The organism is Streptomyces sp. CA-142005, from assembly GCF_050942335.1.
GTDB lineage: Bacteria > Actinomycetota > Actinomycetes > Streptomycetales > Streptomycetaceae > Streptomyces.
On the sequence record NZ_CP192078.1, the window covers coordinates 6296345 to 6321097 of the forward strand.

Annotated in this window: 20 protein-coding genes; 13 read left to right on the forward strand and 7 right to left on the reverse strand. The window is 68.5% G+C overall.

Annotation, left to right across the window (positions count from 1 at the left end; translation table 11 throughout):
- Window positions 1-258 precede the first annotated feature (258 nt).
- The 5 genes from ACQPXS_RS29535 to ACQPXS_RS29555 all read left to right on the forward strand — a co-directional run bounded on the left by ACQPXS_RS29535 (window position 259) and on the right by ACQPXS_RS29555 (window position 6503).
- Window positions 259-1293, forward strand: a complete 1035-nt coding sequence (locus ACQPXS_RS29535; RefSeq protein WP_433452284.1) for an ABC transporter permease — start codon at window positions 259-261, stop codon at window positions 1291-1293.
- Between the two features lie 111 nt (window positions 1294-1404).
- The gene (locus ACQPXS_RS29540; protein WP_433452285.1) at window positions 1405-3213 is read left to right on the forward strand and encodes an ABC transporter substrate-binding protein; all 1809 of its coding nucleotides are present in this window, start codon (window positions 1405-1407) and stop codon (window positions 3211-3213) included.
- 87 nt (window positions 3214-3300) lie between these two features.
- Window positions 3301-4281 (forward strand): ABC transporter permease, encoded by a 981-nt coding sequence (locus ACQPXS_RS29545; RefSeq protein WP_433452286.1) that lies wholly within the window; start codon window positions 3301-3303, stop codon window positions 4279-4281.
- A 10-nt stretch (window positions 4282-4291) separates the two neighbouring features.
- The gene (locus ACQPXS_RS29550; RefSeq protein WP_365322065.1) at window positions 4292-5356 is read left to right on the forward strand and encodes an ABC transporter ATP-binding protein; all 1065 of its coding nucleotides are present in this window, start codon (window positions 4292-4294) and stop codon (window positions 5354-5356) included.
- 28 nt (window positions 5357-5384) lie between these two features.
- On the forward strand, window positions 5385-6503 hold the full coding sequence (locus ACQPXS_RS29555; protein ID WP_433452287.1) for an ABC transporter ATP-binding protein: 1119 nt from the start codon (window positions 5385-5387) through the stop codon (window positions 6501-6503).
- Here the strand turns inward: ACQPXS_RS29555 and ACQPXS_RS29560 are convergent, their stop codons facing one another.
- From ACQPXS_RS29560 to ACQPXS_RS29585, 6 genes are all read right to left on the reverse strand, one after another.
- A complete protein-coding gene (locus ACQPXS_RS29560) occupies window positions 6504-7244 on the reverse strand; it encodes a class I SAM-dependent methyltransferase (RefSeq protein ID WP_433452288.1) in 741 nt (246 codons plus the stop codon).
- Between the two features lie 216 nt (window positions 7245-7460).
- The gene (locus ACQPXS_RS29565) at window positions 7461-8519 is read right to left on the reverse strand and encodes an ABC transporter ATP-binding protein (RefSeq protein WP_433452290.1); all 1059 of its coding nucleotides are present in this window, start codon (window positions 8517-8519) and stop codon (window positions 7461-7463) included.
- A gap of 26 nt (window positions 8520-8545) precedes the next feature.
- Window positions 8546-9583 (reverse strand): ABC transporter ATP-binding protein, encoded by a 1038-nt coding sequence (locus ACQPXS_RS29570; RefSeq protein ID WP_433452291.1) that lies wholly within the window; start codon window positions 9581-9583, stop codon window positions 8546-8548.
- Between the two features lie 50 nt (window positions 9584-9633).
- Window positions 9634-10614: an ABC transporter permease gene (locus ACQPXS_RS29575; protein ID WP_365322075.1), complete on the reverse strand. Its 981-nt coding sequence runs from the start codon at window positions 10612-10614 to the stop codon at window positions 9634-9636.
- Between the two features lie 99 nt (window positions 10615-10713).
- On the reverse strand, window positions 10714-12471 hold the full coding sequence (locus ACQPXS_RS29580) for an ABC transporter substrate-binding protein (protein ID WP_433452293.1): 1758 nt from the start codon (window positions 12469-12471) through the stop codon (window positions 10714-10716).
- 81 nt (window positions 12472-12552) lie between these two features.
- Window positions 12553-13581, reverse strand: coding sequence for an ABC transporter permease (locus ACQPXS_RS29585; protein WP_433452295.1), 1029 nt, complete (start codon window positions 13579-13581; stop codon window positions 12553-12555).
- A gap of 474 nt (window positions 13582-14055) precedes the next feature.
- Here ACQPXS_RS29585 and ACQPXS_RS29590 point away from each other — a divergent pair, with 474 nt between their 5' ends.
- From ACQPXS_RS29590 to ACQPXS_RS29610, 5 genes are read left to right on the forward strand one after another with little or no spacing between them, the layout of a single operon-like run.
- Window positions 14056-15675 carry a peptide ABC transporter substrate-binding protein gene (locus tag ACQPXS_RS29590; protein ID WP_433452296.1) on the forward strand — a complete coding sequence of 540 codons (1620 nt, stop codon included), beginning with the start codon at window positions 14056-14058 and terminating at the stop codon, window positions 15673-15675.
- A 5-nt stretch (window positions 15676-15680) separates the two neighbouring features.
- On the forward strand, window positions 15681-16601 hold the full coding sequence (locus tag ACQPXS_RS29595) for an ABC transporter permease (protein ID WP_351799243.1): 921 nt from the start codon (window positions 15681-15683) through the stop codon (window positions 16599-16601).
- Window positions 16594-17574, forward strand: a complete 981-nt coding sequence (locus ACQPXS_RS29600) for an ABC transporter permease (RefSeq protein ID WP_433452297.1) — start codon at window positions 16594-16596, stop codon at window positions 17572-17574. The genes ACQPXS_RS29595 and ACQPXS_RS29600 overlap by 8 nt, the downstream gene beginning before the upstream one ends.
- 7 nt (window positions 17575-17581) lie before the next feature.
- A complete protein-coding gene (locus ACQPXS_RS29605) occupies window positions 17582-18565 on the forward strand; it encodes an ABC transporter ATP-binding protein (RefSeq protein WP_433452299.1) in 984 nt (327 codons plus the stop codon).
- Window positions 18549-19592 (forward strand): ABC transporter ATP-binding protein, encoded by a 1044-nt coding sequence (locus ACQPXS_RS29610; RefSeq protein WP_433452300.1) that lies wholly within the window; start codon window positions 18549-18551, stop codon window positions 19590-19592. Before ACQPXS_RS29605 ends, ACQPXS_RS29610 begins: the two co-directional genes overlap by 17 nt.
- Window positions 19593-19738: 146 nt before the next feature.
- Here the strand turns inward: ACQPXS_RS29610 and ACQPXS_RS29615 are convergent, their stop codons facing one another.
- On the reverse strand, window positions 19739-21877 hold the full coding sequence (locus ACQPXS_RS29615) for a prolyl oligopeptidase family serine peptidase (RefSeq protein ID WP_433452301.1): 2139 nt from the start codon (window positions 21875-21877) through the stop codon (window positions 19739-19741).
- Window positions 21878-22041: 164 nt separating this feature from the next.
- Between ACQPXS_RS29615 and ACQPXS_RS29620 the strand changes: the two genes are divergently transcribed.
- The 3 genes from ACQPXS_RS29620 (at window position 22042) to ACQPXS_RS29630 (ending at window position 24749) form a co-directional block, all read left to right on the forward strand.
- Window positions 22042-22236 carry a hypothetical protein gene (locus ACQPXS_RS29620; protein WP_194294050.1) on the forward strand — a complete coding sequence of 65 codons (195 nt, stop codon included), beginning with the start codon at window positions 22042-22044 and terminating at the stop codon, window positions 22234-22236.
- 1242 nt (window positions 22237-23478) lie between these two features.
- Window positions 23479-24336, forward strand: coding sequence for an N-acetyl-1-D-myo-inositol-2-amino-2-deoxy-alpha-D-glucopyranoside deacetylase (gene mshB, locus ACQPXS_RS29625; RefSeq protein WP_433452302.1), 858 nt, complete (start codon window positions 23479-23481; stop codon window positions 24334-24336).
- Window positions 24333-24749: a DUF6113 family protein gene (locus ACQPXS_RS29630; protein WP_365322094.1), complete on the forward strand. Its 417-nt coding sequence runs from the start codon at window positions 24333-24335 to the stop codon at window positions 24747-24749. Before mshB ends, ACQPXS_RS29630 begins: the two co-directional genes overlap by 4 nt.
- The last annotated feature ends 4 nt before the right edge of the window (window positions 24750-24753 follow it).

Genomic DNA, 24753 nt, shown 5'->3' on the forward strand with positions numbered 1-24753 from the left:
TCGACTCACGAGCACCAGGGGGTGTCTGGCCCTCCGTCAGGGGTGTCGGAGGGTAGACGGAAACCCTCTCCTGTTGGTGAACATGTGGAGTCATGAGGAGGAACCCCCATGCGCGGTGTCACAAACACCAGGTGGGTCTGTTCGTCGCTTCCAGCGGTGTGATTCGGCTGTAGAACTACGCGCGTCCGCCTTGCGGTTCCGCGCGTTCTCGGAGTACCCGAGTATCTCTCACACTCATACCTGTGAAACGGACGAACCGTGACAAGTCCTATCGACATTGAGGGCGGCGGAACCTCGGTCGTCGTCGACGGCGAACCAGGGCCGGAGGCGAAGAGCGAAGCCGTCAAGCTCGAAGGCCGGTCCCCCGGCCAGCTGATGTGGATGCGCTTCAAGCGCGACCGCACCGGCGTGATCTCGGCCTACGTCGTGGGCTTCTTCTTCCTGGTCGGGCTGCTCGCCCCGCTGATCGCCAAGCTGTACGGGAAGGACCCGTACACGGTGTACGCGGACGAGCGCCCGGAACTCTTCGACAGCGCCGGCGTGCCGGTGCATCCCAACGGCGGTATCAGCAGCGAGTTCTGGTTCGGTCTCGAACCCGGAAACGGCTACGACGTCTTCACCAAGCTGATCTACGGCATCCGCACCTCACTGATGATCTCGGTCGCCGTCACCGTCGCCGTCGTGGTGACCGGCATCCTGCTCGGTGTCGCGGCCGGCTATCTCGGCGGCAGGACCGACTACTTCATCGGCCGGGTCATCGACTTCCTGCTCGCCTTCCCGGCGCAGCTGTTCTTCATCGCGAGCATGCCGGTCGTGGTGTCCCTGTTCGTCAGTCCCCGCGACGAGACGCCGACCTACGTCCGGGTGGTGGCCCTGATCATCGTCCAGTGGTTCCTGGGCTGGATGGGTCTCGGGCGTATCCTGCGCGGCACCGCACTCGCGCTGCGGGAACGGGAGTTCATCGAGGCGGCCAAGGTCAGCGGTGCCTCGTCGTGGCGGATCATCAGCAAGGAGATCCTGCCGAACGTCGTCACCCCGCTGCTGGTGCAGGCGACGTACCTGCTGCCCGGTTTCGTGACGGCCGAGGCCGGTCTGTCCTTCCTGGGCGTCGGCATCGTCGAACCGACGCCGGACTGGGGGCAGATGTTCTCCAAGGCGTCCACCGAACTGGTGATGCAGAACGACATCACCTACATGTTCTTCCCCGGCATATCGATGATCATCTTCGTCGTCGCGTTCAACCTGCTCGGGGACTCGGTCAGAGACGCCTTCGATCCCAAGACCGCGCGCTGACCTTTCACTGCACCAACTCCACTGCACCACAGCGCACTTCCAGCAGTCTTTTTCGCACTGGTGAGACACAGAACGCACTGGTGACACACAGAATGGGTGGGAATCTTCGTGATGAGTAGGGGCGGACGCCACGTCTACAGCGCGCTCTCCGTGCTCGCGGCCGGAGCTCTTGTGCTCACCGGTTGCAGCAAGGGCGGCAGCGACACCGGCTCCAACGAGAAGAAGGACCAGCAGGACGCCAAGCGGCAGCAGGCGTCGATCAAGTTCGGTGACACGGCGGCCTCCACCGGCCCCGCGGCCGACGTGCCCGGAGCCAAGCCCGGCGGCACCATGGAGGTGCTGCAGCGGGACTCGTACGCGCACCTCGACCCGGGCCAGATCTACGTCTCCGACGAGGGTTCACTCGCGACCCTCCTGCACAGAGGTCTCACGGGCTACAAGGCCACCAGCAACGACGGCAAGCAGCACGAGGTGGTCGGCGACCTCGCCACCGACTCCGGCACCACCACCGACGGCGGCAAGACCTGGAAGTACACGCTGAAGGACGGCATCAAGTTCCAGGACGGCACGCCGATCACGTCCAAGGACATCCGCTGGAGCATCGAGCGGCTCTTCGCGCCGTTCATCAACCAGGGCCCCGCCTACGTCCAGCAGTGGCTGGCCGACACCTCGGGCGCCGACTACCGCAAGCTGCTCAAGGACGGTCCGTACAAGGGCAAGCACCTGCCCGACTCCATCCTGGAGACCCCGGACGACAAGACCATCGTCTTCCACTTCAAGAAGTCGCACCCCGACCTGCCCTACGCGCTGGCCATGGCCGGCTACGCGGTCGTCTCGCAGAAGGGCGACACCAAGGAGCGGTACGACAAGAACCCGGTGGTGTCCGGCCCGTACAAGATCCAGTCGTTCAAGTCCGGCAAGTCGATGGTGCTGGTCAAGAACACGAACTGGGACCCGAAGACGGACCCGATCCGGCACCAGTACGTGGACCAGTTCAACATCACGTTCAACCAGCAGTTCGAGACCTCCACCAAGGCCCTGCTCGCCGACAGCGGCGCCGACCAGACCGGCATCAGCTTCAACAACCAGGTCGACGCGGGCAACCTCTCCCAGGTGCTGCGTGACCCGAAGATGAAGTCGCGCACGGTCTCCGGCTACCAGCCGTACGTCGGCCAGATGAACATCAACATGAGCCACCCGGCCATGAAGGACAAGACGGTCCGCGAGGCCATCGCCTACGCCCTGCCGGTCACCCCGTTCGTGCGCGCCTACGGCGGCAACGACGCCATGGAGGTCGCGGGCGGTCTGATCTCCCCGACCGTCTCCGGCTACGACGCCTCCTTCGACCCGTGGGGCAAGAAGAAGAACCCCGGCGGTGACCCGGCCAAGGCCAAGGAGCTGCTGAAGAAGGCCGGCAAGCTCAACATGAAGCTGACCTTCGGCTACATCAACACCCCCGAGGGCCAGCAGTACTCCACGGCCATGGCGGCGGGCCTGAAGAAGGCCGGCTTCGACGTCCAGCGCCAGGAGATCCCGGCCGAGACCTACTACGACCAGGTCTCCAAGCTGAACAACAACTACGACATCTTCCACACCGCGTGGGGCGCCGACTGGCCGTCCGCCTCGACCGTGATCCCGCCGCTGTACGACGGCCGCGTGATCGCCGACGGTGCGCAGAACTACTCGCAGGTCAACGACCCGAAGATCAACAGCGACATCGACCGGATCAACCAGATCACCGACCCGGTCAAGGCCGCGGCCGAGTGGGAGAAGCTCGACCAGTACATCGTCAAGGACGTCGTCAACGTCGTCCCGACCGCGTACTACAAGCAGACCCAGATCGCCGGCTCCAAGGTCGGCGGCCTCGTCTACGACGACGTGATCGGCGGGGTCGACCCGCGTCGCCTCTTCATCAAGTAACCGTCCCCGTCCGGTACCCGGCGCGCTCCCGAACAGGGGGCGCGCCGGGCACCGCCAAGGCCGCCGACGTCTGAGAGCTGCCCTGTCATGCTGCGCTTCCTCGTCCGCCGGATCATCGGTGCCGTCATCATTCTGTTCCTGCTGAGCATCGTCACGTTCGTGCTGTTCTTCGGGGTGCCCCGGGACCCCGCACTGATGATGTGCGGCAAGACCTGCAACCCGGACAGCATCGCGAACATCCACCATGTGCTCGGCCTGGACAAATCCATCACCGAGCAGTACTGGATCTTCCTGCACAACCTCGTCATGGGCAGCGACCAGTTCGCCCAGGGCCCTTGCCCGGCCCCCTGCTTCGGCTACTCGTACCACACCAACGAGCAGGTCTGGGGCACCCTGATGGACCGGCTGCCCACCACCGTCTCGCTCACCCTGGGCGCGGCCGTGTGCTTCCTGATCGTCGGCCTCGGCACCGGGCTGCTCGCCGCCTGGCGGCGCGGCACGCTGATCGACAAGACGGCCACCGCGGGCGCCATGGTCATCAGCTCCCTGCAGATCTACTTCCTCGGCCCGCTCGCCCTGGCGATCCTCGTCTACCAGACCCACTGGTTCGACAAGCCCTCCTACAACGAGTTCACCCACGACCCGGCCTCCTGGTTCACCGGCCTGATCATCCCCTGGGTGATCCTCTCCACGATCTTCGCGGCGCAGTACACCCGTATGGCGCGCTCCTCGATGATCGAACAGCTCCAGGAGGAACACGTCCGCACCGCCCGCGCGAAGGGCATGTCCCGCGGTTACGTCTTCTTCCGCTACGCCTGGCGGGGTTCGCTGATCCCGATCGTCACCATCTTCGGCATCGACCTCGGCTCGCTGTTCGGCGGCGCCATCATCACCGAGTACACCTTCGGCCTGCCCGGTCTCGGCAACCTCGCCGTGCAGTCCGTCTTCTTCAGCGACCTGCCGCTGCTGCTCGGGGTGATGCTCTTCTCCGCCAGCATGATCCTGCTGTTCAACATCATCGTCGACGCCGCCTACGCCTTCATCGACCCGCGCGTGCGGCTGTCCTAGGAGCACTGTCGTGACCACTCTGACCAAGGAGGCCGGTGCTCCGACCCCGGCCGGCACCGGTCCCCTGCTCTCGGTACGGGACCTGCACGTCAGCTTCAAGACCGAGGACGGCGTCGTACGGGCCGTGGACGGACTCTCCTTCGACCTGGAGCGCGGCAGGACGCTCGGCATCGTGGGGGAGTCCGGCTCGGGCAAGTCGGTGACCAACCTGACCATCCTCGGCCTGCACAACCCCATGTTCACCACGGTCGAGGGCGAGATCCTGCTGGACGGGCGGGAGTTGACCACGGCCCGCGAGTCCGAGCTGGAGAAGCTGCGCGGCAACAAGGTCGCCATGATCTTCCAGGACCCGCTCACCGCGCTCTCCCCCTACTACACCGTCGGCCGGCAGATCGCCGAGCCGTACATGAAGCACACCGGCGCCTCCAAGAAGCAGGCCTGGGAACGCGCCGTGGAGATGCTCGGCAAGGTCGGCATCCCCAACCCGAAGGAGCGGGCGAAGGACTACCCGCACCAGTTCTCCGGCGGTATGCGCCAGCGCGCCATGATCGCCATGGCGCTGGTCTGCGACCCCGACCTGCTGATCGCCGACGAGCCGACGACCGCCCTGGACGTGACGGTCCAGGCGCAGATCCTCGACCTGCTCAAGGACCTGCAGCAGGAGTTCGGATCCGGCATCATCTTCATCACCCACGACCTGGGGGTGATCGCCGACATGGCCGACGACATCATGGTGATGTACGCGGGCGGCGCGGTGGAGCGCGGCACGGTCGACGAGGTGCTCAGGTCCCCGCGTCATCCCTACACCTGGGGCCTGCTGAACTCGATGCCGCGCCTGGACTCCGACCTCGGCGCCCAGCTCTCCCCGATCCCCGGGGCCCCGCCGTCGCTGCTCAACCCGCCGTCCGGCTGCCGTTTCCACCCCCGCTGCACCTATCCGGAGCGGGTGGAGGGCACGGGCCGCTGCATGCGCGAGCGCCCGCTGCTCGCCCCGGACCGGGCCTCCGCGTGCCATCTCACGGAGGAACAGAAGCGGACCATCTTCATCGAAGAGATCAAGCCCCGTCTGGGGTAGTCGTCAGTTGTCCTAGGAGGACATCGTCATGACCGAGGACATGGTCCTCCCAGCCCCGCGCGAGAAGAGCGCCGGCGCGGACGGGGAGCCGCTGCTGCGGGTCTCCGGACTGACCAAGCACTTCCCCGTCAAGGGCGGCTTCCCGATCCGCCGGACGATCGGCGCGGTGCAGGCCGTGGACGGCATCGACCTCACGGTCCACGCCGGGGAGAGCTTCGGCCTGGTCGGCGAGTCGGGCTGCGGCAAGTCGACCACCGGCCGGCTGATCACGCGTCTGCTGGAGCCGACGGGCGGCACGATCACCTACCGCGGGCAGGACATCAGCCACGCCACGCGCAAGCAGCTCGCCCCGATCCGCTCCGAGATCCAGATGATCTTCCAGGACCCGTACTCGTCGCTGAACCCGCGGCAGACGGTCGGCAAGATCATCTCGGGCCCGATGGAGATCAACGGGATCGAGCCCGAGGGCGGCCGCGAGAAGCGGGTCCGCGAACTCCTGGAGATCGTCGGCCTCAACCCCGAGCACTACAACCGCTTCCCGCACGAGTTCTCGGGCGGCCAGCGCCAGCGCATCGGCGTGGCGAGGGCGCTCGCCCTGGAGCCGAAGCTGATCGTCGCGGACGAGCCGGTCTCCGCGCTGGACGTCTCCATCCAGGCGCAGGTGGTGAACCTGCTCCAGGAGGTCCAGAAGGAACTGGGCATCGCGTTCGTCTTCATCGCCCACGACCTGGCCGTCGTCCGCCACTTCTCGCAGCGGGTGGCGGTCATGTACCTGGGCAAGATCATCGAGGTGGGCGACCGCGACTCCATCTACACCCGCCCGCGCCACCCGTACACGCACGCCCTGCTGTCCGCCGTGCCCGAGGTGAACCTGTCGGACGAGGACACCGGCGGGCGCGAGCGCATCCGCCTGGCCGGCGACGTGCCGTCCCCCATCTCCCCGCCCTCGGGCTGCCGCTTCCGCACGCGCTGCTGGAAGGCGCAGGACAAGTGCGCGACCGAGGAGCCGCCGCTGGTCCAGATCTCCGGCAACCACAGCGGACATCTGACGGCCTGCCACTTCCCGGAGGAGCCGACGACCGAGGCCCGGGACGAGGACATCGTGCTGGACCCGGCACTGGCGGCACTGGAGGAGGACGCCGACTGATCAGGCGGGCCGGGCCACCGTGATGATCTCGGGGCTGGCGGGGGTGACCGGCCCCCGCCGCCAGTCGCCGTACTGCTCGACGACCGCGAGGCCGGCCTCGGCCAGGAACCCCTCCAGGGACTCCTGGTCCAGGAACCGCAGGACACTGTGGCACACCTGCGGGACCGGCCACGCATCGCCGTCGTAGCTCTCGGTGAACCGGATCCGGCCGTTGACCAGGCCGTCACCCCGCACTTCGTGCCACACCCGCACCGGTGCCCCGTCCCCGGCGGTGATCTCGTACACCCGGTCCGGGGTCCAGCGCTCCCAGGCGCGGGCGGCCGGGTTGCGGGTCTCGAACACGAACCGCCCGCCGTCGCCGAGGGCCGCCCGGGCCCCGCGCAGACAGTGCCGGATCTCCTCGTCCCCGACCAGCTCCTGGAAGGCGTGGCCGGTCATGACGGCGAGGTCGAACTCCCCGTCCCACAGCCGGGTGCGCATGTCCCCGAGCACCCACTCGACGTCCGGCCGGGCCCGCCTGGCCTGTACGAGCATGGCGGGGGCCGGATCGAGCCCCATCAGCCGGCCGCCGTGCCCCTCGGCCCGCGCCCGGCGCAGCAACTGCCCGGTACCGCACCCGATGTCCAGCACCGAGCGTGCCCCGCGCATCAGACCGAGGTAGAAGTCGTCGCCCGGACCCCAGGGGTTGAGGCGGTCGTAGAGCGCGGCGAGCGTGAGATCGGTAAAGGCATGATCTACCACCGCGGCAGTTTGACACACGATGTTGAACGGCGCGTCAGGTTCCGGTGCGCTTCTCGGGCGATTTTCAACTCCGCGCCGACGCCGAACCCTTGTACGACGAAGGCCCGCGTCTGGGGAGGCGCGGGCCTTCGTCCCCTGGAAGCGGACGTTCAGGGCTCGGGTCAATGGGCCGGTGAAGTCCCTTCCGCAAGCGGACGGCTGACGAAAAGGGGTGTGTCAGGCCGCCGCCTCGGGGTCCTTGGAGAGACGGTCCTGGGAGGCACGCGGGGCGGGGATCGTCTCCTGCGTCTCAGGATAGTGGCACGCCGTGAGGTGACCCGGCTTGTTGCCCTCTACCTGCACCAGCGGCGGGGCCTCCGACGCGCACTTCTCCGTCGCCTTCCAGCAGCGGGTGCGGAAGCGGCAGCCGGAGGGCGGGTTGATGGGGGAGGGCACGTCGCCGACCAGGCGGATGCGCTCGCGCGGCTCCGCGTCCACCGTCGCCTCGGGCACGGCGGAGAGCAACGCCCGGGTGTAGGGGTGGCGCGGGTTGCCGTACAGGTCGTCGCGGTCGGCGATCTCGACGATCTTGCCGAGGTACATCACCGCGACGCGCTGCGAGAAGTGCCGGACGATCGCGAGGTCGTGGGCGATGAAGACGAACGCGATGCCGAGTTCCCGCTGCACCTTCTGCAGCAGGTTCACCACCTGCGCCTGGATCGAGACGTCCAGGGCCGAGACCGGCTCGTCCGCCACGATCAGCTTCGGCTCCAGGGCGAGCGCGCGCGCCACGCCGATGCGCTGGCGCTGGCCGCCCGAGAACTCGTGCGGGAAGCGGTTGTAGTGCTCGGGGTTGAGGCCGACGATCTCCAGCAGCTCACGGACGCGCTTCTCGCGGCCGCCGGCCGGGTTGATGTCGTTGATCTCCATCGGCCCAGAGATGATCTTGCCGACCGTCTGCCGCGGGTTCAGCGAGGCGTACGGGTCCTGGAAGATCATCTGGATCTCGGAGCGGATCGGCGCCAGATCCCTGCGGCCCGCGTGCGTGATGTCCTGCCCGCGGTAGGTGATCTTGCCGCCGGTCGGCTCCAGCAGGCGCGTGATCAGCCGGCCGGTGGTCGACTTGCCGCAGCCCGACTCGCCGACGAGGCCCAGGCTCTCGCCCTCGCCGACCTGGAAGTCCAGCCCGTCCACGGCCTGCACCGCGCCCACGGTACGGCGGATCGGGAAGCCGCCCTTGATCGGGAAGTGCTTGGTGAGCCCGGAGACGTCCAGGAGGGGGTTCGTGTTGCTCATGGTCGTGAAGTCCCGTCTGCTGTCCGTCAGTTGTGCCGGGTTGTGGCGAAGTCGGCGAACAATTCCTGCTTCTGTTCGGCGGTGAGGTGGCAGGCCGAGCCGCGGCCCTCGGTGATCTCCAGCACCGGCCGGTCACTGGAGCACTTCCCGCCCGCCACCTTCTCCGCGAAGGCGCAGCGCGGGTGGAAGCGGCAGCCGGACGGCGGGTTGAGCAGCGACGGCGGCGAACCCGGGATCGGCGTCAGCGGCACGTCCACCGGGCCGTTCAGGCTCGGCATCGAGTTCAGCAGGCCCAGGGTGTAGGGGTGCTCCGGGGTGCGGAGCACCTCCTGCTTGGTGCCGCGCTCCACGCATCGGCCGCCGTACATCACCAGCACGTCGTCCGCGATGTCCGCGATGACGCCGAGGTCGTGGGTGATGAAGATGATCGCGGTGCCGAACTCCTGCTGGAGGTCCTTCAGCAGGTCCATGATCTGGGCCTGGACCGTCACGTCGAGGGCCGTGGTCGGCTCGTCGGCGATCAGCAGCTCGGGGTCGCAGACCAGCGCCATGGCGATCATCGCGCGCTGGCGCATACCGCCGGAGAACTGGTGGGGGTAGTCGTCGACCCGCATGTCCGGCTGCGGGATGCCCACCCGGCGTAGCATCTCGATGGCCCGCTTGCGTGCCTCGGCCTTGGAGCAGCCCGTGTGCTTGCGGTAGGTCTCGCCGATCTGGACGCCGATGGTGTGGTACGGCGACAGCGAGGCCAGCGCGTCCTGGAAGATCATGGACATCTTGTTGCCGCGCAGCCGCTCCAGCTCCCTCTCGGAGGCGGTGAGCAGGTCCTTGCCGTCGAGGAGGATCTCGCCCTCGATCGCCGTGTGCGCACGGTCGTGGAGGCCCAGGATCGTCAGGTTGGTGACCGACTTGCCGGAGCCCGACTCGCCCACGATGCCGAGCGTCTGGCCCTTGGCCAGGTCGAAGCTGAGACCGTCGACGGCCTTGACGATGCCGTCCTCGGTGGAGAAGTGGACCTTCAGGTCCCTGATCGAGAGGAACGGCTGCTGATCGGTGCTCGTCACGGGGACGCTCCTGAGGGGGGTGATGCGAGGGGTCGGGGATGGGGCGGAGGTCAGGCGAGCCGGATCCGCGGGTCGATAAGGGCGTAGACGGCGTCGACGACGATGTTGAAGATCACGATCGCGCCGGCCGACAGCAGGGTCACGCCGAGCACCATGGGCAGGTCGCTCTTGTTGACCGCGTCCACCGCGAGGCGGCCGACGCCCTGAAGGCTGAACACCGTCTCGGTGATCATCGCGCCACCGATGAGCGTGCCCAGGTCGATGCCGAAGATGGTGACGATCGGGCCCATGGCGCCACGCCAGGCGAACCGGAAGAAGACGTTGCGGCGGGACAGACCCTTGGCGCGGGCCGTGCGGACGTAGTCCTCACTGAGCGTCTCGACCAGCTGGGACCGCGTCATACGGGTGTAGTTGGCGGTCCAGATCAGCGCCAGCACCAGCCACGGCAGCAGCAGGCCGGAGGCCCAGTCGACCGGGTTCTGGGTGATGGGCGTGTACGACGGGTTGTCGAGGATGCCGAGCTTCGCGACGAAGAAGTACATCGCGATGTAGCCGACGAAGTAGATCTGCAGCGAGGAGCCGATCAGCGAGGCCGAGCTGGCCACCTTGTCCTGCCACTTGCCCTGCTTGACGGCGGCGACCATGCCGGTGCCGACGCCGAAGACGAGGAAGACGACGGCCGATCCGAAGGCCAGCGAGAGGGTCAGCGGCAGCCGGTCCAGGATGGTGCCGAGGACAGGCTCCCGGTTGGCGAACGAGTAGCCGAGGCAGGGCGCGCTGCAGTTGCCGAAGTCGCCGTAGCTGCGCCCGACGAAGATGCCCTTCACCCAGTACCAGTACTGGACCGGGACCGGGTGGTCGATGCCCAGGTTGTGCCGGACCTGCTTGAGCATGTCGGGCGTGCAGTTCTTGCCGCACGACATCATGGCGGGGTCACGCGGGATGGCGTAGAAGAGCCAGAAAGTGACGGCGCTGATGATCAACAGAATGACCAGCGCGCCGAGAACTCGGCGGACAAGGAAGCGGAACATGGGGCGTGACTTTCCGGACGGGGCGCCGTCGCCGGGATTGGGGGATGGGCCGGAGGGGGCGGCCAGGTCGTGGCCGCCCCCGGAGGGTCGATGCCGCGCTTACTTCTTGGCGTACAGCTTGCAGAGCGCGACGCAGGTGTTGCCGGCGTCGTAGACGACGTTGCCGACCTTGGACCCGTACATCCAGTTGCGGATGGAGTGGTAGTCCGGGACCACCGGCGCCAGCTCCATGATCTGGCGGTCGATGGCGCCCCAGGCCTTGTTGGCCTGGTCGACGTCGGCGATCGTCGAGGCGGCGTCGATCGCCTTGTTCACGCTCGGGTCGTTCAGCTGGGCGTAGTTGCTGCGGCCGTCGCCGATGTTCTTGCCGCTCCAGCAGGGGAAGAAGACCGAGTAACCGTTCGGCCAGTCCGGGCTCCAGCCCGCCGCGAACAGGTCGTACTCATTGTCGATCTTGCCGATCTGGGTGTAGAACGTCGACTTGTCGACCTGCTTGTTGACCACCTGGAAGCCGGCTGCCTCCAGGGCGTTCTTGATCGCGACAGCCTGCTTCACGGCGTTGTCGGACTGCTGGTACGCGATGACCAGCTTCTGGCCGAGCTTGCCGGCCTCCTTCAGCAGGGCCTTGGCCTTCGCCGGGTCACCACCCGGCTTCGTGTCCGTGCCGTACAGGTCGAACTTCTGGTAGCCGGGGGTGACCGGGCTGAGGATCGTGGTGGCCAGCTCGCTGGTGGCCTTGCCGCCACGGATGGTCTGGAGCTGCTGGTGCGGCCACGCCCAGTTGATGGCCTGGCGGACCTTGACGTCCTTGATGCGGGTCGTGTTGATCGGCCAGTAGTACGTGACCGTGTCGACCTGGGTGAGGACGCGCTGCTTCAGCGTGGCGTTGGTGAGGACCTGGGCGATGCGCTCGGGGGCGACCTCGTTGAAGATCGACATCGCGTACTGGTCGTTGCCCTTGTCGGCGATGTACCGGTCGGTCGAGGCGACCGACTCGAAGCCGAACTGGAACACGTACTTGTCCGGGTACGCGTTGCGGATCGAGTCCGTCTTCGGGTCCCAGTGCTCGTTGCGCACGTAGGTCAGCGACTTGCCGACCTGACGGTCACCGATCTTGTAGGGACCGAGCGCGTAGGGGCGCTTGTCGTACTTCTCCTTGGTGTCGTGCTTCTTGTTCACGAGACCGTAGCCCGGCATGGCGAGCGTGTAGTTGAAGTCGGCGCGCGGCTCGCTGAGGTGGAAGGTGACCGTCTTGCCGGAGACCTCCAGCGAGTCGATGTGCTTGCCGTCGTAGGGGCCCTTGTACTTGTCGCCGCCGACCAGCCACTGCTGGACGTAGCGCGGGCCCTCGGTCACGAAGGAGGCGAAGAGGCGCTCGAAGGTGTGGCGGACGTCGTCCATGGAGAGGTCGGTGCCGTCCTCCCACTTGATGCCGTCCTTGATCGTGAACGACCAGGTCTTGCCGCCGTTCTTCATGGTGCCGGCGTCGGTGGCGAGGTCGCCGACCAGCGTGCAGCCGCCCTTGTCGTCGACCTTGTAGCCGGTCAGACCACGCAGGATGGGTCGGGTGATGGCACCCTCGGTCGAGACGTAGATCTGCGCCGGGTCCAGGTGGTCCATGTCGAACTGGTCGAGCGAGTAGATCGTCCCGCCCTTGACCGCGCCCGGAACCTCGGGGGCCGGACCCGTCGAGTCGGCCTTGGTGCCGACCGGGATGTTCATGGTCTTGGCCTTGCTCACCGACGGGATGTTCTTGTCGGTGCCGTTCTTGCTGCCGCTGCTGCAGGCGCTCAGCACGGTCGTCGAGGCCGCGGCCACGCCGGTGGCGATCAGGAAGTTTCTACGGGAAAAGGACATGCTGAGCCTGCCTATACGGGTCAATTCGGAGGGTCGGGACCAGCCGGACGTCATCGAACCGGGCCGGGTGGAACTGGGCTGCTAGCGCTTGGACTTGGGGTCGAGCGCGTCGCGCACGGAGTCGCCGAGCAGGTTGAAGGCGAGGACGAAGATCACCATCGACAGGCCCGGGAAGAGCATGAAGGTGATGTCCTGCGAGTAGAACTGGGCTCCTCGACCGATCATGACGCCCCAGTCGGGGGTCGGGTCGGTGATGCCGACGCCGAGGAAGGCCAGACCGGCCTCGGCGGTCACGTAGGCCGGGAGCATCAGCGTGGACTGGATGATGATCGGCGTCCACAGGTTCGGCAGCAGCTCCTTGAACACGATGCGCATGGGGGACGCGCCCGTGACCTTGGCCGCCTCGACGAACTCACGCTCACGCAGGCCGAGAACCTGGCCGCGCAGCAGCCGGGCGATGGACGCCCAGCCGAAGGCGGACAGGACGATGATCAGGGAGAGGGCGATCAGCCAGGTCGGGACGTTGTCGGTGCTGGCGACGAAGAGGCCGTAGACGACCGGCATGAACGCGATGAAGAACAGCGTGGACGGGAAGGAGAGCAGGATGTCGATGATCCGGCCGACGAGGTAGTCCGTCTTGCCGCCCAGGTAGCCCGCCGTCACGCCGACCACGACACCGACGAGCGTCGTCAGGAGGGTCGCGGCCACGGCGATGCCGAGCGAGGTCCGGATGCCGTAGATCAGGAACGTGAAGACGTCCCGGCCAAGCTGCGGCTCGATGCCGAACCAGAACTCCGAGCTCATGCCGCCGTTCGGGCCCGCCGGGTACGAGAACGCGTCGAGCAGGCTCGGGTCCTGGCTCGCGTACGTGGTGTACGGGTTCTTGCCGTACAGCTTGGCTATCAGCGGCGCCGCGATCGCGATCACGAAGAAGAAGATCACGACGTAGGCGGATATCACGCCCGTCTTGTCGCGCTTGAAGCGCTTCCAGGCGAGCCGCCCTGGAGAGCGGCTCTCACTGCCCTTCGGCCCGCCGGAAGTGGTCGACTTCGCCACGGTCTCGTCGGTCACCTCAAGCGGGGCAGCCGCGGATGGAGATGGGGGGGTCATGGTGCTCCTGGCCCACGGGAGGGTCTGATGACTCCGCAGGGCACGCTTCCCCTACGGGCTACGGCGGACTTTTTCAACCGAATTCATGCAGGGTCAATAAATTCTCGGTCGCCTTGGTTGCGTCTTTACCTTCTTTACTCGCTCTTGATCATTCCGTAGCTACGCGTGTAGCGTGCCGTGATCGATCCGTGCTTCACATCGGACTAACCGGACCAATCGGGCGATGAGTTCGATATACGGACGCCGACGTGTCGAAATGCGTACATCGACACGTCGCAATCCAACGTTTCGGCATCGTTGCATGAAGATCTATTGCGCTCCCCGTCCAAGATCGTCCGAGCGCTCCAGGGGCCTGCCTGCTTTCGGCTGACGTGTCCCGCCGGCGGCCTCTCAATCCGACAGTCAGGCTGTGGTATGTGATCGTATGAACCGATATTGGCCGGTATCGGATCTGCGCTCGCGGAGGAGGCAGCCATGCGGGGTATCAGGCACGCCCGATGGGCCGCCTGTGTGATCGCCGCCGGGCTGCTGGTCACCGCGTGCGGAGACAGCGGCGGCTTCGGCGGCGCCGGGGTGCTGACCTCCTCCTGGGGCGACCCGCAGAACCCGCTGGAGCCCGCCAACACCAACGAGGTGCAGGGCGGCAAGGTCCTCGACATGATCTTCCGGGGGCTGAAGAAGTACGACCCGAGGACCGGCAAGGCCCAGAACTGGCTCGCCGCGTCCATCGACACCAGGGACTCGCGGAACTTCACGATCAAGGTGAAGGACGGCTGGACCTTCGCCAACGGCGAGAAGGTGACCGCCCGCTCCTTCGTGGACGCCTGGAACTACGGGGCGAGCCTGAAGAACAACCAGAAGAACGCCTACTTCTTCGCCTACATCGACGGCTACGACAAGGTCCACCCCGACAGCGGCGCGCAGACCGCCGACACCCTGTCGGGACTGAAGGTCACCGGCCCGATGACCTTCACCGTCCGGCTCAACCAGAAGTTCTCCAGCTTCCCCGACACCCTCGGCTACGCGGCCTTCGCCCCGCTGCCCCGCACCTTCTTCACCGACCACGCCGCCTGGGTGAAGAAGCCGGTCGGCAACGGGCCCTACCGGATCGAGTCCTACACCAGGGGCTCGGCGATGAACCTGAAGAAGTGGGACGGCTACCCCGGCCCCGACAGGGCACGGAACGCCGGGGTGACCCTGCTGGTGTACACCGACAGCAACACCGCCTACACCGACGTGCTGGCCGGCAACCTCGACCTGGTCGACGACGTGCCCTCCACCCAGCTCAAGAACGTCGAGACCGATCTGAACGGCCGCTACATCAACACCCCCGCGGGCATCCTGCAGACCCTCGCCTTCCCGTACTACGACCCGAAGTGGGACACCCCCGGGGCGCGGAAGGTCCGCACCGGCCTGTCCATGGCGATCAACCGCAAGCAGATCACCGAGACCATCTTCCGGAACACCCGCACCCCTGCCACCGACTGGACCTCCCCGGTCCTCGGCGCGGCCGGCGGCTACAAGCCCGGGCTGTGCGGCCACGCCTGCGACTACGACCCCGCGCAGGCCAAGAGGCTCATCCAGGAGGGCGGCGGGATCCCCGGCGGGCAGCTGAAGATCACCTACAACGCGGACACGGGCTCGCACAAGCAATGGGTGGACGCCGTGTGCAACTCCATCAACAACGCGCTCGGCAAGGACAAGGCCTGCGTGGGCAACCCGGTCGGCACCTTCGCCGACTTCCGCAACCAGATCGGGCAGCACAAGATGACCGGCCCCTTCCGGGCCGGCTGGCAGATGGACTACCCGTTGATCCAGAACTTCCTGCAGCCGCTGTACTACACGGGCGCCTCCTCCAACGACGGCAAGTGGTCCAACAGCGACTTCGACCGGCTCGTCGACCGGGCCAACGCCGAGACCGGGCAGGCCAAGGCCGTCGCCCTCTTCCAGCAGGCCGAGGAGGTCGTCCGCGACAACATGGCGGCCATCCCGCTGTGGTACCAGAACGGCAGCGCGGGCTACACCGCCCGGCTCTCCCACGTGGCGCTCAACCCGTTCAGCGTGCCGGTCTACAACGAGATCAAGGTCGGCTGATCCCCATGGGGCGCTATGTCGCGAGGCGTCTGCTCCAGATGATCCCCGTGTTCATCGGGTCCACCCTGCTGATCTTCCTCATGGTCAACGTGATGGGCGACCCCATCGCCGGGCTGTGCGGCGAGCGGGCCTGCGATCCGGCGACGGCCGCCCAGCTCAAGCGCGAGTTCGGCTTGGACAAGCCGCTCTGGCAGCAGTACCTGACGTACATGGGGAACGTCTTCACCGGAGACTTCGGCACGGCGTTCAACGGCCAGCCGGTCACCGAGCTGATGGGCACGGCGTTCCCCGTCACCATCCGGCTCACGATCGTCGCCATCCTCTTCGAGATCGTCGTCGGCGTGACGCTGGGCGTGCTCACGGGCATGCGGCGCGGCCGGCCCGTCGACACCGGGGTGCTGCTGTCCACCCTGGTGGTGATCTCCGTACCCACCTTCGTCACCGGTCTGCTGCTCCAACTGCTGCTCGGCATCAAGTGGCAGTGGATCAGTCCGTCCGTGCGCTACGGAAGTTACGACGAGCTGATCGTGCCCGGCCTGGTCCTCGCCTCCGTGTCCCTCGCCTACGTCACCCGGCTGACCCGCACCTCCATCGCGGAGAACAAGCGGGCCGACTACGTCCGCACGGCGATCGCCAAGGGCCTGCCCCGGCACCGGGTCGTCATCCGCCACCTACTGCGCAACTCGCTGATCCCCGTGGTCACCTTCATCGGCGCCGACATCGGCGCGCTGATGGGCGGTGCGATCGTCACCGAGCGGATCTTCAACATCCACGGCGTCGGCTTCCAGCTCTACCAGGGCATCCTGCGCCAGAACACCCAGACGGTCGTCGGCTTCGTGACGGTCCTCGTCCTGGTCTTCCTCGTCGCCAACCTCCTGGTCGACCTCCTGTACGCCGTACTCGACCCGAGGATCCGCTATGCCTGAGCAGCCGTACGAACCCGAGGGCGCGATCGCCGGGACCGGCATGGGAGGCGCGATGGACCTGGGCGCGAGCGAGGCCGCCACCCTGGAGCGGACCCCGGGCGGACCCGAGGGCACGGGGCCGGCGGGCAAGCCGCGCTCCCTGTGGTCCGACGCCTGGCGGGACCTGCGCCACAACCCGGTCTTCCTGGTCTCCGCCGTGGTGATCCTCTTCCTCGTCTTCATCTCCGTCTGGCCCCAGGCGATCGCCACCGGCAGCCCCCTGAAGTGCGACCTCGCCAAGGCCCAGGACGGCCCGGGCCCGGGGGCGCCCTTCGGGTACGACGGCCAGGGCTGCAACGTCTACACGCGCACGGTGTACGGCGCCCGTACGTCCGTCACGGTCGGCGTGCTGGCGACGCTCGGGGTGGGCGTCCTCGGATCGGTCCTGGGGGCCCTGGCCGGGTACTTCGGCGGCGTCTGGGACTCGTTCCTGTCCCGGATCACCGACATCTTCTTCGCCATCCCGGTCGTCCTGGGCGGTCTGGTGCTGCTGTCGGTGGTCACCAGCAACACGGTCTGGCCGGTGATCGGCTTCATGGTCCTGCTCGGCTGGCCGCAGATCAGCCGTATCGCCCGCGGCTCGGTCATCACCGCCAAGCAGAACGACTACGTCCAGGCCGCCCGCGCGCTCGGCGCCTCCGACTCGCGCATCCTGCTGCGCCACATCGCCCCGAACGCCGTGGCCCCGGTGATCGTGGTGGCGACCATCGCGCTCGGCACCTACATCGCGCTGGAGGCGACCCTGTCGTACCTCGGTGTGGGGTTGAAACCGCCCAGCGTCTCCTGGGGCATCGACATCTCCGCCGCCTCCCCCTACATCCGCAACGCCCCCCACGCCCTCCTGTGGCCCTCGGGCGCCCTGGCGATCACCGTCCTGGCCTTCATCATGCTGGGCGACGCGGTCCGCGACGCCCTCGATCCGAAGTTGAGGTGATGGCGGCGTGCTGCTCGAAGTGCGGGATCTGCACGTGGAGTTCCGGACCCGGGACGGGATCGCGTATGCCGTCAACGGGGTGAGTTACGAGGTGGACGCGGGGGAGACCCTGGCCGTGCTCGGCGAGTCGGGGTCGGGCAAGTCCGTGACCGCGCAGGCCGTGATGGGCATCCTCGACACCCCGCCCGGGAAGGTCACGGGCGGCCGGATCCTGTTCCAGGGGCGGGACCTGCTCACACTGAAAGAAGAGGAGCGCAGGAAGGTCCGCGGCGCCGGCATGGCGATGATCTTCCAGGACGCTCTGTCGGCGCTCAACCCGGTGCTCTCCGTGGGGGATCAGCTCGGCGAGATGTTCGTCGTGCACCGCGGGATGTCGCGGAAGGACGCGCGCGGCAAGGCCGTCGAGCTGATGGAGCGGGTGCGCATCCCGGCCGCCGCCCAGCGGGTGCGGGACTACCCCCACCAGTTCTCCGGCGGTATGCGCCAGCGCATCATGATCGCCATGGCGCTGGCCCTGGAACCGGCGCTGATCATCGCCGACGAACCCACCACCGCCCTCGACGTCACCGTGCAGGCCCAGGTCATGGACCTGCTCGCGGAGCTGCAGCGCGAGTACCACATGGGGCTGATCCTCATCACCCATGATCTCGGGGTCGTGGCGGACGTGGCCGACCGGATCGCGGTCATGTACGCCGGCAAGATCGTCGAGTCCGCGCCCGTCCGCGACATCTACAAGGCGCCGGCCCACCCCTACACCCGAGGCCTGCTGGACTCCATCCCGCGCCTGGACCAGAAGGGGCAGCAGCTGTACGCCATCAAGGGCCTGCCGCCGAACCTGATGCACATCCCGCCGGGCTGTTCCTTCCACCCGCGCTGCCCGATGGCGAGAGACGTCTGCCGCACCGACGAACCCCCGCTGTACGAGGTCTCCGGCACCCGCGGCAGCGCCTGCCACTTCTGGAGGGAGTGCCTGGATGGCCGCGAGCACTGAGCCGATCCTCGAAGTGACCGGACTCGTCAAGCACTATCCCCTCACCCGGGGCATCCTGTTCAAGAGGCAGATCGGCGCGGTGAAGGCCGTCGACGGCGTCGACTTCACCCTCGGCAAGGGCGAAACCCTCGGCATCGTCGGCGAATCGGGCTGCGGCAAGTCGACGGTCGCCAAGATGCTGTGCAACCTGGAGCGCCCCACGGCCGGCTCCATCAGGTTCAAGGGCGAGGACATCACCAAGCTGTCCGGCAAGGCCCTGAAGGCCGTACGCCGCAACATCCAGATGGTCTTCCAGGACCCGTACACCTCGCTCAACCCCCGTATGACGGTCGGCGACATCATCGGGGAGCCGTACGACATCCACCCCGAGGCCGCGCCGAAGGGCGACCGCCGGCGCAGGGTCCAGGAACTGCTCGACGTGGTCGGCCTCGACCCCGAGTACGTCAACCGCTATCCGCACCAGTTCTCCGGCGGCCAGCGCCAACGCATCGGTATCGCACGGGCGTTGGCGCTGCGCCCGGAGGTGATCGTCGCCGACGAGCCGGTGTCCGCGCTGGACGTCTCGATCCAGGCCCAGGTGATCAACCTCCTGGACCGCCTCCAGTCCGAGTTCGACCTCTCCTACGTCTTCATCGCGCACGACCTGTCCATCGTCCGGCACATCTCCGACCGGGTCGGCGTGATGTACCTCGGGCGGATCGTGGAGATCGGCCGGGACGCCGAGATCTACGACCACCCCACGCACCCCTACACCCAGGCCCTGCTCTCGGCGGTCCCGGTGCCCGATCCCGAGGCCCGGGAACAGCGCGAGCGGATCCTCCTCAGCGGGGACGTGCCGTCGCCGACGAACATCCCCTCCGGCTGCCGCTTCCGCACCCGCTGCTGGAAGGCGCAGGAGCGCTGCGCCCTGGAGGTGCCGGCCCTCGCGGTCCCGGCCGTCTTCCGCGACACCTCCGGCCCGGCGGCCCACGCCTCGGCTTGCCACTTCGCGGAGGAGAAGCACGTGGTTCCGGCGGAGGACTCGTAGGGGCAGGCGTACGGCAGCGGGCCGGGGCGACATGGCGCACCCCGGCCCGCTCACGGCACCCGCACGGCCGTACGCTGATCAGCCTCCCGCGTCCGTATATCGGTACCGCTTCCGCGAAGTTGCCTGCGTGTTAACGCAGTTCATGGTCATTTGCCCTGGTCGGGCAGCGCGCGCCGGAGGAAGTCCAGCTGGAGCAGCAGCAGGTTCTCCGCGACCGTCTCCTGCGGGGTCATGTGCGTCACCCCGGACAGCGGCAGCACCTCGTGCGGGCGGCCCGCGGCGAGCAGGGCGGAGGACAGCCGCAGGGAATGGGCGACGACGACGTTGTCGTCCGCAAGCCCGTGAATGATCATCATCGGGCGGTGCGGCTCGGCCGGGCCGACCAGACCCGCGTCGTCGATCACCGAGTTGCGGCGGTAGACCTCCGGCTGCTCGTCCGGGAGGCCGAGGTAGCGCTCCTGGTAGTGGGTGTCGTACAGCCGCAGATCGGTGACCGGGGCGCCGACGACCGCCGCGTGGAAGACGTCCGGGCGGCGCAGCACGGCCAGCGCCGCCAGATAGCCGCCGAACGACCAGCCGCGGATCGCCACCCGGCCCAGGTCCAGCGGGAACTCCCCGGCGAGCGCGTGCAGCGCGTCCACCTGGTCCTGGAGCACGACGGCCGCCAGCTCGTCCCGGACCGCCTTCTCCCAGGCCGGTGAGTGCCCCGGAGTACCCCGTCCGTCCGCCACGACCACCGCGAAACCCTGGTCGGCGAACCACTGGGAGGTCAGGTGGGCGTTGTGCGCGGCGACCACCCGCTGGCCGTGCGGGCCGCCGTAGGGGTCCATGAGAACGGGCAGGGGAGTGTCACCGTGGTAGTCCCGTGGCATAAGCACGGCGCACGGAATTCGGCGTGCGCCCCCCTGGGTCAGTGTCACGCGGGGGGCGAAACCGGGATTTTCGGCATACGAACGGACAGTCGCCGCCGGTTTTCCGTCACGCAGCACCTGGACCCGGGTGCCCGGAGTGTCCGGTGTCGCGGACACGAGCACGGTCACATGGCCGGCGCGCACCGCCGAGTGCACCCCGGGCTCCTGCGACACGCGCTCCACGCCCAGCTCGTTCACCCGGTACACATGGACCTCGCCGGTCTCCGGCACCTGCGCCTCCGTGCCCGCCGAGGCGGAAACCAGCACGTCGTCGTCGCCCACGTCCAGGACCGCACGGACGTGCAACTGGGCGCTGGTCAAGGGCCGTTCGCCGACCGCCAGCACGCGTGCGCCACCCTCGTCCGCGATCCGGACAAGCTGCCCGGACGGGCTCCAGCAGGGCACTCCAGCGAACAGTTCAAGCCAACTTGGATCTTCGTCCGCGTGCACCATGCGCGTCGCCCCGGTATCCGGGTCCACCGCCAGGAACAGCTGGCTGCGCTGGTCCCGCGCCTGCACCAGCATCAGCGGCGCACCCGCCGCTGACCAGTGCACACGGGCCAGATACGGATACCGGGACCGGTCCCACGCGACCTCCGTGCGCTCCCCGTCGAGCCCCAGCACGAACAGTCGCACGTCCGCGTTCGGCGTGCCCGCGGCCGGGTACGCGATGTCGATCGGCTCACGTTCCGGGTGGGCCGGGTCCGCGATCCACCACCGCTTCACCGGCGTGTCGTCCGCGCGCGCCACGAGCAGCCGGCGCCCGTCCGGCGCCCACCAGAATCCCCGCGAACGGCCCATCTCCTCTGCCGCGATGAACTCCGCGAGCCCGTACGTGACCCGTCCCGGTCCGTCCGTGGGCTCCGGCTCGGCGAGCGCCCGGTCGCCCTCGCCCTCGGCGCCCACCACCCGCAGCGCGCCCTGCGCGACATACGCGATGTGCCGGCCGTCGGGGGAGGGGCGCGGGTCGATCACCGGTCCGGGGACCCGGAGTTCGCGTGCCGTACCGGCCCGCAGCTCGGCCGTGAAAAGCCGTCCTGACAAGGCGAAAGACGCCAATTCCAGGGCGTTGTCGGTGGCATAGCCGACGATGCCGGCACCTCCCTCCCGACTGCGTTCGCGGCGCGCCCGCTCCTCGGCCGAGAGCTCTTCGGAGGCGCCGCCGAGGAGGGCGCCGGGATCGGCCGCCAGGCGCTCCGCGCCCTCCGGAAGATCCATGACCCACAGGGAGTTGGCCCGGTCGGTGCCGGAGCCGGAACGCAGGAACGCGACACGCGCACCGTCGGGTGCCACCGTGAACGCACGCGGCGCGCCGAGCGTGAACCGCTGGGTCCGGGCGTGCCGACGGGGGAAGGAGTCAGACTCGGTCGTCATACCCCGACCATATTGGCCATGCGCCCCCTTGTGCGGCCGTGCGCCGCGCGATGCGCGAGCACGGATAGTTATGATCACTACCGCTGTGTGGGTATGAACCTGCTGGCATCTGCATGGATTTGCTCAACTGATCTAGATCTGACGATCTTTGGAGGTGAGCCGCCGTGGCACTCTCGATTTCGGCGGTGGTGCTGCTGGCGATCATCGTCTTCCTGTTGATCAAGAAGTCGGGGCTGAAGGGCGGCCACGCGGTGGTCTGCGTCCTGCTCGGCTTCTATCTCGCCTCCTCGACCGTCGCCCCCACGATCAGCCAACTGACGACCAACGTCGCGAGCATGATCAGCAGCATCAAGTTCTGATCGGCGGCATCACGCTCCGAGGCGGCCCTCGGCACCGCTACGGCGTCCCGCTGGGAACCCTGGCAGATTCGTTCCAGGGCGCGTTTCCAAAGCCGCAGGTCAGGCAGTCGCTCTCTCGGTCGGGGTGGCACAAACCTGCCAATCACCGTGCGGTGCGCTGCAGGGCACGTGGGGCGGCGCCGCTCCCGGCCAGCCATCAGCCGTGCAGGGGGCGGGCGGGCTGACGGTGACACGGACGGGCTGCGGCTGGAGCGCCCGCCCCGCTCCCGCTACCGAGCCCACTCGACATCCCCGACCCGGCCCACGCGCCGCGCCCGCTCCGCCAGGCCTCGGCCCCGGCTCGCGCACGCGCTGCGCCGGCTCCGCCAGGGGCCCCGCATCGCCTCCAACTCACGCACCGCACGACACCACCCACCCAGGCACGCACCGCTCGCCCGGCTCGCGCCCACCGACGCGTCGCGCCCGCCGCCCGCCGCCCGCCGCCCGCCGCCCGCCGCACGCCGCGTCGCCCCGTCTCGCCCTGCGCACGTGCCGCGCCGGCTCCGCGCGTGCACCGTGTCGCCCCCACTCACGCACCGCGCGGCACCGTCCGCTCTCGCACTCCGCCCACCGGTGCCCGCGTCGCCCGTCTCGCCCCCCACCAGCCCCCGCCTACCCCCGTGTCACACCCGCGCTAAACCCTGTCCGCACCCCTCACCCACCTCTCCACCACTCGTCGGGCCGCAAGCCGCCAAGCTCACCCGACGTGTATGCGTGACGCGACCGCGTCCCACCCCCCAACGTGTCGCACCCGCGCCGCACCCCCACCCACCTCTCCCACCCACCGGGCCGCAAGCCGCCAACCCACCCGGCGTGCATGCGTGACGCGGCCGCGCGCCACCCGCCGGCCGTTCGCCGCCAACCCCACCCGGCGTGCATGCGAGACGCGACCGCGTCCCCCGCAGCGCAGGGTGCGGGTGCGGGTGCGGCCGAGCCAAGGGACCGGTGCCGGTAAGGGGCCCACTTTCCCGGGCTGCCCGCTCGCTTCTTCCCCGTGCTGGAGCGAGGTGGGTCAAGGGTGGCCCGGAGGGCCATCGCCGAAGGCGACGCGCAGCGCCCTTGACGCAGCTCGCGAAGGTACGACACTGGCCGGGGAAGCGGGCGGCCCAAGGGGTGCTTGCCGGTGTCGGGTGCGAAGGTCGGCCAAGGCTGTGGGACCCGGCCATGTGCGGTAGGGGCGCCGTTGCCTCGTAGGGTGGTCCCATGACGGATCTCCCCGCCCGGCGTCTGCTCCTCGTGCACGCGCACCCGGACGACGAGTCGATCAACAACGGCGCCACCATGGCCAGGTATGCGGCCGAGGGCGCGCACGTGACCCTGGTCACCTGCACCCTCGGGGAGCGGGGCGAGGTCATCCCGCCGGAGCTGCGGCACCTGACGGGGCCCGCCCTCGGTGCGCACCGGCGTGGGGAGCTGGCCGCCGCCGTGCGCGCGCTGGGCGTCAGCGACGCCCGGCTGCTCGGCGGAGCGGGGCGGTACGGGGACTCCGGGATGATGGGCATTGCGGACAATGAGGACCCGGGGTGCTTCTGGCAGGCCGACGTGGACGAGGCCGCAGGGCACCTGGCCGAGGTGATCCTGGAGATCCGCCCCCAGGTCCTCGTGACGTACGACGACAACGGCGGCTACGGCCACCCGGACCACATCCAGGCCCACCGCGTCGCCATGCGCGCCGTCGAGCTCGCGGACGAGCGCGGGCACCGGATCGCCAAGGTCTACTGGAACCGCGTCCCGCGCTCCGTCGCCGAGGCCGCCTTTGCCCGGCTCCAGGACGAGCTGGCCGTACTGCCCTTCGAAAAGAGCGCCACCGTGGCGGACGTACCCGGCGTGGTCGCCGACGAGCGGGTCACCACCAGCGTCGACGGGAGCGCCTTCGCCACCGCCAAGGCCGCCGCGATGCGCGCCCACGTCACCCAGATCGAGGTGGCCGAGCCCTACTTCGCGCTCTCCAACGAACTGGCCCAGCCGCTGTTCACCACCGAGTACTACGAGTTGGTGCGCGGCGAGGGCGGGCCCGGGGAGACCGACCTGTTCGCGGGCATCGAGGAGGCGGGGGCGTGAGCGACAACGGACAGGGCTCGCTGCTCGCCCAGCCGCTCGGGCGGCCCTCGGCCGGACGGGTCGCGGCCTACCTCGGCCTCTTCCTGCTCGGTGCCGTCATCGGCTTCGCCGGGGCCCTCGTGCAGGCCGCCTGGTTCCCCGGCGGGCTGCTGCTCGCCCTCGCGGGCGCGGCCGGGCTGTTCCTCGGCGGGGCGTACGCCATGGGCGGCCGGGGCGGGGCGGTCGCACCGGTGGTCGGCTGGATCGTCACCGTCATCCTGCTCACCACCTCGCGCCCCGAGGGCGACTTCCTGTTCGGCGCGGGACTCGGCTCCTACCTCTTCCTGCTCGGCGGCATGGCCCTCGCTGTGATCTGCGCCACCCTTGGCGCCGGGCGGCAACCTCGGGGCGGTCCCGCCCGACTTGGCAAGTGACGTA

Excerpts from the sequence above, each read along its gene's own strand:
- ACQPXS_RS29540 (WP_433452285.1), top strand. The coding sequence starts at position 1,405 with ATGAGTAGGGGCGGACGCCACGTCTACAGCGCGCTCTCCGTGCTCGCG.
- ACQPXS_RS29545 (WP_433452286.1), top strand. The coding sequence starts at position 3,301 with ATGCTGCGCTTCCTCGTCCGCCGGATCATCGGTGCCGTCATCATTCTG.
- ACQPXS_RS29555 (WP_433452287.1), top strand. The coding sequence starts at position 5,385 with ATGACCGAGGACATGGTCCTCCCAGCCCCGCGCGAGAAGAGCGCCGGC.
- ACQPXS_RS29565 (WP_433452290.1), bottom strand. The coding sequence starts at position 8,519 with ATGAGCAACACGAACCCCCTCCTGGACGTCTCCGGGCTCACCAAGCAC.
- ACQPXS_RS29575 (WP_365322075.1), bottom strand. The coding sequence starts at position 10,614 with ATGTTCCGCTTCCTTGTCCGCCGAGTTCTCGGCGCGCTGGTCATTCTG.
- ACQPXS_RS29580 (WP_433452293.1), bottom strand. The coding sequence starts at position 12,471 with ATGTCCTTTTCCCGTAGAAACTTCCTGATCGCCACCGGCGTGGCCGCG.
- ACQPXS_RS29585 (WP_433452295.1), bottom strand. The coding sequence starts at position 13,581 with ATGACCCCCCCATCTCCATCCGCGGCTGCCCCGCTTGAGGTGACCGAC.
- ACQPXS_RS29590 (WP_433452296.1), top strand. The coding sequence starts at position 14,056 with ATGCGGGGTATCAGGCACGCCCGATGGGCCGCCTGTGTGATCGCCGCC.
- ACQPXS_RS29595 (WP_351799243.1), top strand. The coding sequence starts at position 15,681 with ATGGGGCGCTATGTCGCGAGGCGTCTGCTCCAGATGATCCCCGTGTTC.
- ACQPXS_RS29600 (WP_433452297.1), top strand. The coding sequence starts at position 16,594 with ATGCCTGAGCAGCCGTACGAACCCGAGGGCGCGATCGCCGGGACCGGC.
- ACQPXS_RS29610 (WP_433452300.1), top strand. The coding sequence starts at position 18,549 with ATGGCCGCGAGCACTGAGCCGATCCTCGAAGTGACCGGACTCGTCAAG.
- ACQPXS_RS29615 (WP_433452301.1), bottom strand. The coding sequence starts at position 21,877 with ATGACGACCGAGTCTGACTCCTTCCCCCGTCGGCACGCCCGGACCCAG.
- mshB (WP_433452302.1), top strand. The coding sequence starts at position 23,479 with ATGACGGATCTCCCCGCCCGGCGTCTGCTCCTCGTGCACGCGCACCCG.